At 72.6% G+C, this 12,445-nt stretch carries 11 protein-coding genes; 9 read left to right on the plus strand and 2 right to left on the minus strand.

The window, feature by feature from the left end:
• Window positions 1–197 precede the first annotated feature (197 nt).
• The 6 genes from dxr (at window position 198) to SYYSPA8_RS32505 (ending at window position 7,636) form a co-directional block, all read left to right on the plus strand.
• Window positions 198–1,460 (plus strand): 1-deoxy-D-xylulose-5-phosphate reductoisomerase, encoded by a 1,263-nt coding sequence (dxr, locus tag SYYSPA8_RS32480; RefSeq protein WP_323450993.1) that lies wholly within the window; start codon window positions 198–200, stop codon window positions 1,458–1,460.
• Window positions 1,457–2,758 carry a M50 family metallopeptidase gene (locus SYYSPA8_RS32485; protein ID WP_323450994.1) on the plus strand — a complete coding sequence of 434 codons (1,302 nt, stop codon included), beginning with the start codon at window positions 1,457–1,459 and terminating at the stop codon, window positions 2,756–2,758. The genes dxr and SYYSPA8_RS32485 overlap by 4 nt, the downstream gene beginning before the upstream one ends.
• Before the next feature lie 166 nt (window positions 2,759–2,924).
• Window positions 2,925–4,079 (plus strand): flavodoxin-dependent (E)-4-hydroxy-3-methylbut-2-enyl-diphosphate synthase, encoded by a 1,155-nt coding sequence (gene ispG / locus SYYSPA8_RS32490; protein ID WP_323450995.1) that lies wholly within the window; start codon window positions 2,925–2,927, stop codon window positions 4,077–4,079.
• A 256-nt stretch (window positions 4,080–4,335) separates the two neighbouring features.
• Window positions 4,336–5,181 (plus strand): GNAT family N-acetyltransferase, encoded by an 846-nt coding sequence (locus tag SYYSPA8_RS32495; RefSeq protein ID WP_323450996.1) that lies wholly within the window; start codon window positions 4,336–4,338, stop codon window positions 5,179–5,181.
• A gap of 70 nt (window positions 5,182–5,251) precedes the next feature.
• Window positions 5,252–5,800, plus strand: coding sequence for a GNAT family N-acetyltransferase (locus SYYSPA8_RS32500; RefSeq protein ID WP_323450997.1), 549 nt, complete (start codon window positions 5,252–5,254; stop codon window positions 5,798–5,800).
• Window positions 5,801–5,938: 138 nt separating this feature from the next.
• Window positions 5,939–7,636 (plus strand): proline--tRNA ligase, encoded by a 1,698-nt coding sequence (locus SYYSPA8_RS32505; RefSeq protein WP_323450998.1) that lies wholly within the window; start codon window positions 5,939–5,941, stop codon window positions 7,634–7,636.
• A 393-nt stretch (window positions 7,637–8,029) separates the two neighbouring features.
• Here the strand turns inward: SYYSPA8_RS32505 and SYYSPA8_RS32510 are convergent, their stop codons facing one another.
• Together SYYSPA8_RS32510 and SYYSPA8_RS32515 are read right to left on the minus strand one after the other, a co-directional pair.
• The gene (locus tag SYYSPA8_RS32510) at window positions 8,030–8,917 is read right to left on the minus strand and encodes an aminoglycoside phosphotransferase family protein (RefSeq protein WP_323450999.1); all 888 of its coding nucleotides are present in this window, start codon (window positions 8,915–8,917) and stop codon (window positions 8,030–8,032) included.
• A 99-nt stretch (window positions 8,918–9,016) separates the two neighbouring features.
• Entirely contained in the window at window positions 9,017–9,424 is a 408-nt protein-coding gene (locus tag SYYSPA8_RS32515) for a ferritin-like domain-containing protein (protein WP_323451044.1), read from the minus strand.
• A 730-nt stretch (window positions 9,425–10,154) separates the two neighbouring features.
• Between SYYSPA8_RS32515 and rimP the strand changes: the two genes are divergently transcribed.
• The 3 genes from rimP (at window position 10,155) to SYYSPA8_RS32530 (ending at window position 12,322) form a co-directional block, all read left to right on the plus strand.
• Complete coding sequence (rimP, locus tag SYYSPA8_RS32520; protein ID WP_323451000.1) at window positions 10,155–10,655, plus strand: ribosome maturation factor RimP; 501 nt, start codon at window positions 10,155–10,157, stop codon at window positions 10,653–10,655.
• Window positions 10,656–10,657: 2 nt separating this feature from the next.
• Window positions 10,658–11,737 carry a transcription termination factor NusA gene (gene nusA / locus SYYSPA8_RS32525; protein WP_323451001.1) on the plus strand — a complete coding sequence of 360 codons (1,080 nt, stop codon included), beginning with the start codon at window positions 10,658–10,660 and terminating at the stop codon, window positions 11,735–11,737.
• Window positions 11,738–12,037: 300 nt separating this feature from the next.
• The gene (locus SYYSPA8_RS32530; protein ID WP_323451002.1) at window positions 12,038–12,322 is read left to right on the plus strand and encodes a YlxR family protein; all 285 of its coding nucleotides are present in this window, start codon (window positions 12,038–12,040) and stop codon (window positions 12,320–12,322) included.
• Window positions 12,323–12,445 lie beyond the last annotated feature (123 nt).

Genomic DNA, 12,445 nt, shown 5'->3' on the forward strand with positions numbered 1-12,445 from the left:
CCGGTCCACCCCGGCGGCTGAGCCGGCTCGATCCACCCGGAGCACCAGGCCGACCCGGGCCGACCCGGTCCGCCCCGGGAACCGGATCCGGCCGCCGGACGGTGTCCCGCGGCCGGATCCGACCGTGCGGGCGGCCGGACCTGACCAGGACGGGACGCGTTGTCCACCCGCGGGCGCCGGACAGCCACAATGGGGGGATGAGCGACCGTCCTCCACACCCCCTTGCCGATCCGCACACCCTCTTCGACGCCGTCGAGGGCCGCCGGGACATCGTCGTCCTCGGCAGCACCGGTTCGATCGGAACCCAGGCCATCGACCTCGTGCTGCGCAACCCCGACCGCTTCCGGGTCACCGCGCTCTCCGCCGCGGGCGGACGGGTGGAGCTGCTGGCCGAGCAGGCCCACCGGCTGCGGGTCCCGGTCGTCGCCGTGGCCCGCGAGGACGCCGTCCCCGCGCTGTGGGAGGCCCTGTCCTCGCGGTACGGCACCGAGCCGCTGCCCGAGATCCTGGCGGGCGCCGACGCCGCGACCGACCTGGCCGCGAGCGAGTGCCACACCGTACTCAACGGCATCACCGGCTCCATCGGTCTGCGGCCCACCCTCGCGGCGCTGGCGGCGGGCCGGACCCTCGCCCTCGCCAACAAGGAGTCGCTCATCGTCGGCGGGCCGCTGGTGAAGCAGCTGGCCCGGCCCGGCCAGATCATCCCCGTGGACTCCGAGCACACCGCCATCTTCCAGGCGCTGGGCGCCGGCACCCGGGCCGATGTGCGCAAGCTGGTCGTCACGGCCTCCGGCGGCCCCTTCCGCGGCCGCACCCGGGCCGAACTCGACACGGTCACCCCCGCCGACGCCCTCGCCCACCCCACCTGGGCCATGGGCCCGGTGATCACGGTCAACAGCTCCACCCTGGTCAACAAGGGGCTGGAGGTCATCGAGGCCCATCTCCTCTACGACGTGCCCTTCGACCGCATCGAGGTCGTGGTCCACCCCCAGTCCTACGTCCACTCCATGGTCGAGTTCCTGGACGGCTCCACCATCGCCCAGGCCACCCCGCCGGACATGACCGGCTCCATCGCCATCGGCATCGGCTGGCCCGGACGGGTGCCCGACGCGGCCCCCGCCTTCGACTGGACCAAGGCGTCCACCTGGGAGTTCTTCCCCCTGGACACCGAGGCGTTCCCCTCCGTCGGGCTCGCCCGGCACGTCGGAGAGCTGGGCGGAACGGCTCCGGCGGTGTTCAATGCGGCCAACGAGGAGTGCGTCGACGCGTTCCTCACCGGACGACTGCCGTTCAACGGGATCATGGACACGGTCACCGAGGTCGTCGCCGAGCACGGCACCCCCGTCCGCCAGGGGCGGGGAACCGCGCTCACCGTGGCCGACGTCCTGGAGGCGGAGAGCTGGGCCCGTGCCCGCTCCCGGGAACTGGCGGCGAAGGCCACGGCGGAGGCACGCGCATGACGATCTTGTTGACGGTTCTCGGCATCGCGCTGTTCGCCGTCGGCCTGCTGCTCTCCATCGCCTGGCACGAGCTGGGCCACCTCTCCACCGCCAAGCTCTTCGGCATCCGGGTGCCCCAGTACATGGTCGGCTTCGGCCCCACCCTCTGGTCCCGGCGCAAGGGTGAGACCGAGTACGGCATCAAGGCCATCCCCATGGGCGGCTACATCCGGATGATCGGGATGTTCCCGCCCGGACAGGACGGCCGGATAGAGGCCCGCTCCACCTCGCCCTGGCGCGGCATGATCGAGGACGCGCGCAGCGCCGCGTACGAGGAGCTGGAGCCGGGCGACGAGAAGCGGCTCTTCTACACCCGCGCGCCGTGGAAGCGCGTGATCGTGATGTTCGCCGGCCCGTTCATGAACCTGGTGCTCGCGGTCGCGCTCTTCCTCGGCATCGCGATGACGTTCGGCTTCGCCACCCAGACCACCGAGGTCGCCGGCGTCCAGAAGTGCGCCATCGACCAGCGCGAGCAGCGCGACACCTGCGCCAAGAGCGACCCCGTCTCCCCGGCCCAGGCCGCCGGGCTGCGGACGGGCGACAAGATCGTCGCCTTCCAGGGCGACAGGATCACCTCCTGGCCGGAACTGTCCGAACGTATCCGCGAGACCATCGGCCCCGCGACCATCACGGTCGAGCGGGACGGCGTCGAACGGGTGCTTCAGGCCACTCTCATCAAGAACGAGGTCGTCAAGAAGGACGGCGACGGCGAGGTGATCCCCGGCGAGTACGTCCCGGCGGGATACCTCGGCTTCGTCGCCCAGACGGAGATCCTCCCGCTCTCCTTCACCGACTCCGTCGACCGCATGGGCGGCATGATCGAGAACGGTGTGGAATCGATCATCGCCCTCCCCACCAAGGTCCCCGACCTCTGGGACGCGGCCTTCGGCGACGGCGAGCGCAAGGAGGACTCCCCGGTCGGGGTCGTCGGCGCCGCCCGCATCAGCGGCGAGGTCATGAACCTCGACATGCCCACGCAGAACATCGTCGCCAGCTTCCTCATGCTGCTCGCCGGCTTCAACCTCTCCCTCTTCCTCTTCAACATGCTGCCGCTGCTCCCCCTGGACGGCGGTCATATCGCGGGGGCGATGTGGGAGTCCGTGCGCCGGCGCGCGGCCCGGGTGCTGAAGCGCCCCGACCCCGGTCCCTTCGACGTGGCCAAGCTGATGCCGGTCGCCTATGTCGTGGCCGGAATCTTCATCTGCTTCACCCTGCTGGTGCTGGTCGCGGACCTGGTGAATCCAGTCAAGATCAGTTGAGTGCCCGGTGGACCCACGGCGGCCGGGTGTACTTTGTGCCCCGGCCGCCCTGTCGTACGGCGGGTTTCCCCGGACGATGTGCTGACGGCAACCGCGGTGCCGTAATCTCGACTGCTGAGCCCGGCGATGCCGGGACCTCGATCCACACCTTGGGGTTGCACAGCTGATGACCGCGATTTCTCTCGGGATGCCTGCCGTTCCGGCCAAGCTCGCTGACCGTCGGGTCAGCAGGAAGATCCAGGTTGGGTCCGTGGCGGTGGGAGGTGACGCGCCCGTCTCCGTCCAGTCGATGACGACCACCAGGACCTCGGACATCGGTGCGACCCTCCAGCAGATCGCGGAACTCACCGCCTCCGGATGCCAGATCGTCCGCGTGGCCTGCCCCACCCAGGACGACGCCGACGCGCTCGCCACGATCGCGCGCAAGTCGCAGATCCCGGTGATCGCGGACATCCACTTCCAGCCCAAGTACGTCTTCGCGGCGATCGACGCCGGCTGTGCGGCGGTCCGGGTCAACCCGGGCAACATCAAGCAGTTCGACGACAAGGTCAAGGAGATCGCCCAGGCCGCGGGCGACGCCAGGATCCCGATCCGGATCGGCGTCAACGCCGGCTCGCTGGACGCCCGGCTGCTGAAGAAGTACGGCAAGGCCACCCCCGAGGCCCTGGTCGAGTCCGCGCTCTGGGAGGCGTCCCTCTTCGAGGAGCACGGCTTCCGGGACATCAAGATCTCGGTCAAGCACAACGACCCGGTCGTGATGGTCAACGCCTACCGCCAGCTCGCCGCCCAGTGCGACTACCCGCTCCACCTCGGCGTCACCGAGGCCGGGCCCGCCTTCCAGGGCACCATCAAGTCCGCCGTCGCCTTCGGCGCCCTGCTCGCCGAGGGCATCGGCGACACCATCCGGGTCTCCCTCTCCGCCCCGCCCGCCGAAGAGGTCAAGGTCGGCATCCAGATCCTGGAGTCGCTCAACCTGCGCCAGCGCCGGCTGGAGATCGTCTCCTGTCCGTCCTGCGGCCGCGCCCAGGTCGACGTCTACAAGCTGGCCGACGAGGTCACGGCCGGCCTGGAGGGCATGGAGGTCCCGCTGCGCGTCGCGGTCATGGGCTGCGTCGTCAACGGGCCCGGCGAGGCCCGCGAGGCCGACCTCGGCGTCGCCTCCGGCAACGGCAAGGGCCAGATCTTCGTCAAGGGCGAGGTCATCAAGACCGTCCCCGAGTCGAAGATCGTCGAGACCCTGATCGAAGAGGCGATGAAGATCGCCGAGGAGATGGAGAAGAGCGGCGTGCTGTCGGGCGAGCCCGAGGTCACCGTCGGCTGACCGGCACCCCTGCCGCCGCCCACCACCTCCCGCACCGCTCCCTCTCCCGTCTCCCTCTCCTGTACGGCCGCACCTGCCCGCGTGATGCGTCGCTTTCCGTAGCGATCCGCCGCGAACCGTAGTGATCCGTAGTGATCCGTAGTGAACCGGCCCCGCCACGCCGCCCCGCGTGCGCGGGGCCCGCTTCCCCACTCGGCACCCGGCCCACCCGGCAGGTACAGTTCGGAGATCAGCAGATGGTAGGTGAGGCCCCCTCGTGTTGACGCAGACCACCACCCGGGTCCTCGAACCCGGCGACCTCGACGCCGCTCTCGCCGTCCTGGAGAGCGACCCCGTCACCAACGCCTTCGTCACGGCGAGGGTCCGCGTCGCCGGACTCGACCCCTGGCGGCTCGGCGGCGAGATGTGGGGCTGGTACGCCGAGGGGCGGCTGCGCTCGCTCTGCTACTCCGGCGCCAACCTCGTCCCCATCTGCGCCACCCCCGAGGCCGTCCGCGCCTTCGCCGACCGCGCCCGCCGGGCCGGCCGCCGCTGCTCCTCCATCGTCGGCCCCGCCGGCCCCACCGCCCAGCTGTGGCGGCTCCTCGAACCGGGCTGGGGCCCCGCCCGCGACATCCGCCCCCACCAGCCGCTGATGGTCACCGACCGGCTCCCCGACGGCATCGAGCCCGACCCCTACGTCCGCCGGATCCGCAAGGACGAGATGGACGTGATCATGCCCGCGTGCGTGGCCATGTTCACCGAGGAGGTCGGCGTCTCGCCGATGGCCGGCGACGGCGGACTGCTCTACCAGGCCCGGGTCGCCGAGCTGGTCGGCGCGGGCCGCTCCTTCGCCCGGATCGAGCACGGCCGGGTGGTCTTCAAGGCGGAGATCGGCGCGGCCACCCCCCGCGCCTGCCAGATCCAGGGCGTCTGGGTCGACCCCGACCACCGCGGCCGGGGCCTCGCCGCCGCCGGCATGGCCGCCGTCCTGCGCTACGCCCTCGCCGACATCGCCCCCGTGGCCAGCCTGTACGTCAACGACTACAACGCCCCCGCCCGCGCCACCTACCGGCGGGTCGGCTTCCAGGAGGTCGGGGCGTTCATGAGCGTGCTCTTCTGACCCGATTCCGCTCCCATTCCGACCCGATCCGTGCGGCCCACGACCCGGTCGCTTTCAGTAGGGTGCCGGTATGGCAGCACTCCCCGTAGTCGTCATCGAACCGGTCGATCTCGCCGCCCTGCTGGACGAAGCCCTCACGGTCCAGGCCCTGGCCTTCGGCCTGAGCGCCGACGAGGTCGAGGTGCGCCGCCCCATCGTCCAGCGGCATCTGCGCGAGCCCGGCGCCCGCGCCCTGGGCGCACTGGCCCCGCCCGGCGTCCTCGTCGGCTTCGTCTACGGCATGCCCAACGACCGCCGCCACTGGTGGTCCACCGTCGTGGAGCCCCCGCTGCGCCACAGCGGCCACGACCACTGGCTGGACAACTCCTTCGTGATCACCGAACTCCATGTCCACCCCGCGTTCCAGGCCCGGGGCATCGGCCGCGCGCTGATCACCGGCATCACCGACACCGCCGCCGAACCGCGCTCCATCCTCTCCGCGATCGACACGGAGTCACCGGCCCGCGGCCTCTACCGCTCCCTCGGCTACCGGGACCTCGCCCGCCGGGTGCTCTTCCCCAGTACGAGCAGCGCGTACGCCGTGATGGGGGCCCCGCTGCCGCTCCGCCGCGCGTACTGACGGCCCCGCCCGGACCCCTGCCCGGATCCCCGCCGGGCCCTGCCCGGACCCCCGCCCGCGCCGTCCGAATTTCCGCCCGTGCCCGCCGCCCGGCTAACCTCCTGCACATCACCTTTTCTTGACGCAGGAGAATCTCCCATGGCAGCCCAGGTCCAGCGCATGTCCCGTCTCATGGTCAAGACACTGCGCGACGACCCGGCCGACGCCGAGACGCTCAGCCACAAGCTGCTGGTCCGCGCCGGGTACGTGCGGCGCAACGCGGCCGGCATCTGGTCCTGGCTGCCGCTGGGCAAGAAGGTCCTGGAGAACGTCACCCGCGTGGTGCGCGAGGAGATGGACGCCATCGGGGCGCAGGAGGTCCTGCTCCCGGCCGTCCTCCCCAAGGAGCCGTACGAGGCCACCGGCCGCTGGAGCGAGTACGGCGCCGAGCTGTTCCGGCTCAAGGACCGCAAGGGCGCCGACTACCTCCTCGGCCCCACCCACGAGGAGATCTTCACCCTGCTGGTCAAGGACCAGTGCACGTCCTACAAGGACCTGCCGGTGATCCTCTACCAGATCCAGACCAAGTTCCGCGACGAGGCCCGCCCCCGCTCGGGCATCCTGCGCGGCCGCGAGTTCCAGATGAAGGACTCGTACTCCTTCGACACCACCGACGAGGGCCTGTCCGAGGCGTACGGGCTGCACCGCGCCGCGTACATCCGCATCTTCCGGCGGCTCGGGCTCGACCACCGGATCGTCTCGGCGGTCTCCGGCGCGATGGGCGGCTCGGCGTCCGAGGAGTTCCTGGCCCCGGCCGCCGCCGGCGAGGACACCTTCGTCCACTGCACGGCCTGCGACTACGCGGCCAACACCGAGGCCGTCACCTTCACCGCCCCGGCCGCGACCGCCGTGGACCACCCGGCGGTCGAGGAGCTGGACACCCCGGACACCCCCACCATCGAGACCCTGGCGGAGCACCTGGGCGTGCCCGCGTCCGCCACCCTGAAGAACCTGCTGGTGAAGGTCGACGGCGAGATCGTGGCCGTCGGCGTCCCCGGCGACCGCGAGGTGGACCTCGGCAAGCTGTCCGACCACCTGGCCCCGGCCGAGGTGGAGCTGGTCACCGCCGAGGACTTCACCGGCCGCCCCGACCTGGTGCGCGGCTATGTCGGCCCGCAGGGCCTGGAGAAGGTCCGCTACCTCGCCGACCCCCGGATCGCCGCCGGCACCGCCTGGATCACCGGCGCCAACCAGGAGGGCAAGCACGCGCGGAACGTCGTCGCCGGCCGTGACTTCGAGGTCGACGAGTACGTGGACGTCGTGGTCGTCGAGGACGGCGACCCCTGCCCCGCCTGCGGCACGGGCCTCAAGCTGGACCGCGCCATCGAGATCGGCCACATCTTCCAGCTCGGCCGGAAGTACACCGACGCCTTCCAGCTCGACGTCCTCGGCCAGAACGGCAAGCCCACCCGGGTGACCATGGGCTCGTACGGCATCGGCGTCTCCCGGGCCGTGGCCGCGCTCGCCGAGCAGACCGCCGACGACAAGGGCCTGTGCTGGCCCGCCGAGATCGCCCCGGCCGACGTCCACGTCGTTGCGGCGGGCAAGGCGCTCCAGACCGAGCTGGCCCTCGACGTCGCCGACCAGCTGGCGCAGGCCGGGCTGCGGGTCCTCGTGGACGAGCGCCCCGGGGTCTCCCCGGGTGTGAAGTTCACCGACGCGGAGCTGATCGGCGTCCCGAAGATCCTCGTCGCGGGCCGCCGCTCCGCCGAGGGCGTCGTCGAACTGAAGGACCGCCGCACCGGCGAGCGCGAGGAACTCCCGGTCGCCGAGGCCGTCGCCCGCCTGCGCGGCTGACACCCTCTCCGGGCGTGTACGCCCCCGCCCCCGCCACTGGCTCCGTGCCGGTGGTGGGGGCGTTTCCGTGCGGAGACGTCGTCGGTACGGGGCGGGGGCGCGGGGCGCTGTGCCGCGCGGGGTCGCCGTGCCGCAGGGCCGCTGATGCCCCGGGGAGCCGGGCACCTGGGGGACGACCGGCACACGGCCCGGGTTCGGGGCCGGGGCCCTGGGAGCGCTGCCCCGTGCATCATGCGCGACTGTGCGAGGGCCGCGATGACCGCTGACCCCCTGGGGCGGTGCACCCCGTGTCGGCCGGGCCCGGCATGACGCGGCGGACGATCGGTACGAGTACGGGGCTCCGGGCCGGGTCCGGGCCCACCCGGCCGTCCGGCGGGTCGCCGCCCCCTGGCGTCAGAGCCAGGAGGCGAACTCCAGCGTCGACTCCGCCTCCTGGACGCGGCCCGCCGCCAGGGCGCGCGTACCCGACTCGACGGCGCGGAAGAGCGCCCAGCCCCGCAGCCGGTCGGGGTCGACGTCGAGGGAGTCGGCCAGCTTGTTCACCCGGCGGCGGGCCGCCGACGCCCCCGAGGAGGCCGCTACCAGGTCCTCCGCGCGGTCACGGACCAGGCGGGCCAGGTCGTAGGCGCGTTCGCCGACCACCGGACGGGGGCCGACCGCGAGCCAAGGGGCACGGTCGCCGCCCAGGACCTTGCCCTGGCGGAAGGAACCGTGCAGCAGCAGCGCCTCGGGGGCGTCCTCCACCAGCCGCTCGCGGGCGTCGACCGCCGCCGTCGCCAGTGGTTCGCCGAGGTCCCGCAGCGCGTCCGCCTGCCGGGCGGTCCGCTCGGCCACGGTGGTGAAGCCGTGCCCGGCCGGGGGCTCCACCCACAGCCGCCGCACCGTCGCCGCCGCCTCCAGGAGCGCCTTCGCCTGCGGCAGCGACCGCAGCGAGACCTCCGGGCGCAGTCGCTCCAGCAGCAGCGCGTCCTCCGTACCGGTGTCGCCGATCACCCGGACCGCGAACCGGCCGTCCCAGTGTTCCAGGGCCGCCCGCTCCCGGGCGGCCCGCCCGCCCGGCGGGATCAGCTTCAGGGCGGCCGGGGTGCCGTCGGCGAGCTGGACCAGGAGGATCAAGCTGCCCCGGCCGCCCGGTGCCACCACCCGCCCGGCCGTCAGACCGAGCCGGGCCACCGTCTCCCCGGCGAGAGCGGGCAGCCCTTCCAGCCAGGTGTGCCATGCGCGCCGGTCGCCGCTCTCCGAGAGCGCCCGCACCAGACGCCGGGGCGCTTCAAAACCCATGCGCGAACTGTCCTTCCCGCGCTTACCGCGATGTTTCCCGCGACTGCGGCGGATCTGCGGGCCTGTCCGGGGGTGTCCCGGACCGTCCCGCCGGTGGGGTCACCGGCCGCCCGCCCGTTCGGCGAGCCCAGGAAAGGCTACGCCGCTGCCGCGCCACCGCACGGACCGGACCGCCGCTTCCCGCAGCGAGGCCGCCGCCTCCTGCCGCAGCGGGCCGTCGGCGGCGCGCACCAGGTCGGAGTAGACACCGGCCACCCGGTCCTCCAGATACGCGGCCAGCCGGACCGCCGCCGCCCCGTCCGGTACGGGGAACGGCAGGTCGTAGGCGGGCGCGGCGGCCACCGGCTCGTCGCCCAGGTCGCGGGCCGTGCGCGCGAGCGCGTCCCGGCGGGCGCGGTGGGCGGCGTACCCCTCCCGGGCCTGGGCCGCGCGGGCCTTCCCGGCGCGGGCGCCGACCACCCCGTACCCGTACACCGCGGCGTGTTCGGCGGCGAGCGCGGCCCGCACGGCGGCGGTCGCACGGTCCCTCTTCCGGCCGCCGCCCGCGCCCGCGCGCCCGGCCGGGCCGGCCGGGTCGCCCGACCCGGCCCGTTCCGCCGTCCCCGGCACCTCCCTCAGCAGATACGCGTGGGTCGTGCCGGCGGCCGCGAGGGAGGCGTACAGCCGGGCCTGCTCCGGCTCCGCGAGCCGGAGCAGCCCGGTGCGGAGGGCGGCGGTCTCCCGTTCCGCCTGCGCGAGGGCCCGCAGCGCCCCCGGCTCGTCCGGGGGGACGGCGGCGCGGACCGCCGCCGGGGACGGCGAGGGGGACGGCTCCGGCTTCGGGTCGAGCGCGGCGGCGTGCGCGACCACCGAGGCGCGCAGCGGGGCCAGCCGGGAGCGGAGCCCCGGATGGCGGGCGATGGTCGCGTCGTACCGGTCCCGCAGCGCCCGGCTCGCGGCCGCCTGCTTCCGGTTCAGGTCCACCCTGACGACGTCCGCCTCCCCGCCCGGGGAGGTGTCGCCGGAGCATCCGGCGAGGGCTCCGGCGGCCACCGCCACCGCCCCCGCCAGCACACCTCTGCGCGTCGTCCAGGTGTGCCCCACGCGTGTCTCCCTCGGCCGCTTGGTGATCATCGCCGCAGGCGAGCGTACCCGTGGGCACGGCCCGGATGGACGGCAACACCCTGTGGGACCCGATACCCTTTGAGGCGACACGCGACGAACCCACAACAGCACACGCGGCCGAGGAGTCACCCGGATGAGCACCACCCAGAGCGAGAGGCTGCGCGAGCTGCTGGAACCGCTCGTCACCGCCGCCGGCCTCGATCTCGAAGAGATCGAACTCTCCCGTGCCGGCCGCCGCCGCCAGCTGAGGATCGTCGTCGACTCCGACGAGGGCGCCACCCTGGACGTGTGCGCCGAGCTGAGCCGTGAGGTCTCCCAGCAGCTGGACGAGACCGATGTCATGGGCGACGAGGAGTACGTCCTGGAGGTCAGCTCCCCCGGTGCCGACCGCCCCCTCACCGAGCGGCGCCACTACGCCCGCGCCACCGGCCGACTGGTGAAGTTCCTGTCGAACGAGGGGGGCGAACTGGTCGCCCGCGTGGTGGCCCTGGACGACGACGGGCTCGACGTGGAGGTCCCCGGAGTCAAGGGCCGCAAGCCCACCGCCCGCCGGATCGAGTTCGCCGACATCGCGCGCGCCCGGGTGGAGATCGAGTTCAACCGCAAGGACACGAAGAAGGAAGAGGAGGCGTAGCCATGGACATCGACGTAAAGCTCCTGAAGGGCTTGGCACAGGAGAAGGAGATCCCCTTCGACCTGCTGGTCGAGGCGATCGAGTCGGCCCTCCTCATCGCGTACCACCGCACCGAGGGCAGCCGCCGCCACGCGCGCGCCGAGCTGAGCCGCCAGAGTGGCCATGTGACGGTGTGGGCCAAGGAGGACCCGGCCGATCTGGAGGACGGGCAGGAGGCCAAGGAGTTCGACGACACCCCGTCGGACTTCGGCCGGATCGCCGCCACCACCGCCCGCCAGGTCATCCAGCAGCGGCTGCGGGACGCCGAGAACGACGTCACCTTCGGCGAGTACGCCCGCCGTGAGGGCGATGTCGTCTCCGGCCAGGTGCAGCAGGGCAAGGACCCGAAGAACGTCCTGGTCAAGCTGGACGACAAGCTGGAGGCGATCCTGCCGGTGCAGGAGCAGGTCCCCGGCGAGGAGTACCCGCACGGGCTGCGGCTGCGCACCTACGTGGTCCGGGTCGCGAAGGGTGTGCGCGGGCCCTCCGTGACCCTGTCGCGGACCCACCCCAGCCTGGTCAAGAAGCTCTTCGCGCTGGAGGTCCCCGAGATCGCGGACGGCAGTGTCGAGATCGCGGCGATCGCCCGCGAGGCCGGCCACCGCACCAAGATCGCGGTCCGCTCCACCCGTTCCGGGCTCAACGCCAAGGGTGCCTGCATCGGCCCCATGGGCGGCCGGGTCCGCAATGTGATGGCGGAGCTGCACGGCGAGAAGATCGACATCGTGGACTGGTCGGACGACCCGGCCGAGATGGTCGCCAACGCCCTCTCCCCGGCGCGGGTCAGCAAGGTCGAGGTCGTGGACCTCGGCGCGCGGTCCGCCCGGGTCACCGTCCCCGACTACCAGCTCTCCCTGGCCATCGGCAAGGAGGGGCAGAACGCGCGGCTCGCCGCCCGGCTCACCGGCTGGCGCATCGACATCCGCCCCGACACCGAGCAGGGCGACCAGGACGACCGGGACAGCCGGAGCGACCGGGACAGCAGGGACAGCCGGAACGACCGGGGTGACCGGAACGGCCGGGACGCTTTCCGGCGGGACTGAGTCCGCGGCCGGCGGGCCATGGGCCCCGGCGAGTGCCCCACAGGCCTTCGCCGGGCGGTCCGCCCGAAAAGCGGTGGAAGAAATCCGGTGCGTGCGGTGTTCTGTCAACGACAGGGCGTCACCGCGCGAGCGGCGCGTCGCCGTGGCAGCCCCACGGGGACGACGCCGAGTCACGTCGTACCACCTGTACGAGAGCGTGTCACCGGTGCCGGTGAACGGGGTCAAGGCCGAGATCCGGACAACGAATGTTCGATTTTTGCCCCGCAGGGGTGAGGTCGGCGCGGGGAGGTAGACTAAAAGGTGTCTGGCCGGACGCATGCCTGCGCACGCCCTGAGCGCACCTGTGTGGGGTGCCGGGAGCGGGCGGCCAAAACCGATCTGCTGCGCATCGTGGCGGTCGGGGGTGAATGCGTCCCCGACGAACGCGGTACGCTGCCCGGCCGGGGTGCCTATGTGCACCCCGCCGTGGGTTGTCTCGATCTGGCTGAACGACGCCGGGCGTTTCCCCGGGCCCTCAGGGCCATGGGACCGCTCGACACGGCCGGAGTGCGCCGGAGCATCGAGGCGCCGCGGATCCCGCAGTGAAGGAAGTACGGCACGGAGACACCGTGCGATCAGGTACCTCGCGAGTTGGAAGTAGGTCGAGATTGCGATGAGCACTCGATGAGTACGCGATGAGTACGCCCATGAAGTAGCGACGGTCCGGCG

The organism is Streptomyces yaizuensis (assembly GCF_034961445.1).
In the GTDB taxonomy this organism is placed as follows: domain Bacteria; phylum Actinomycetota; class Actinomycetes; order Streptomycetales; family Streptomycetaceae; genus Streptomyces; species Streptomyces yaizuensis.

Excerpts from the sequence above, each read along its gene's own strand:
- dxr (WP_323450993.1), top strand. The coding sequence starts at position 198 with ATGAGCGACCGTCCTCCACACCCCCTTGCCGATCCGCACACCCTCTTC.
- SYYSPA8_RS32485 (WP_323450994.1), top strand. The coding sequence starts at position 1,457 with ATGACGATCTTGTTGACGGTTCTCGGCATCGCGCTGTTCGCCGTCGGC.
- ispG (WP_323450995.1), top strand. The coding sequence starts at position 2,925 with ATGACCGCGATTTCTCTCGGGATGCCTGCCGTTCCGGCCAAGCTCGCT.
- SYYSPA8_RS32500 (WP_323450997.1), top strand. The coding sequence starts at position 5,252 with ATGGCAGCACTCCCCGTAGTCGTCATCGAACCGGTCGATCTCGCCGCC.
- SYYSPA8_RS32505 (WP_323450998.1), top strand. The coding sequence starts at position 5,939 with ATGGCAGCCCAGGTCCAGCGCATGTCCCGTCTCATGGTCAAGACACTG.
- SYYSPA8_RS32510 (WP_323450999.1), bottom strand. The coding sequence starts at position 8,917 with ATGGGTTTTGAAGCGCCCCGGCGTCTGGTGCGGGCGCTCTCGGAGAGC.
- rimP (WP_323451000.1), top strand. The coding sequence starts at position 10,155 with ATGAGCACCACCCAGAGCGAGAGGCTGCGCGAGCTGCTGGAACCGCTC.
- nusA (WP_323451001.1), top strand. The coding sequence starts at position 10,658 with ATGGACATCGACGTAAAGCTCCTGAAGGGCTTGGCACAGGAGAAGGAG.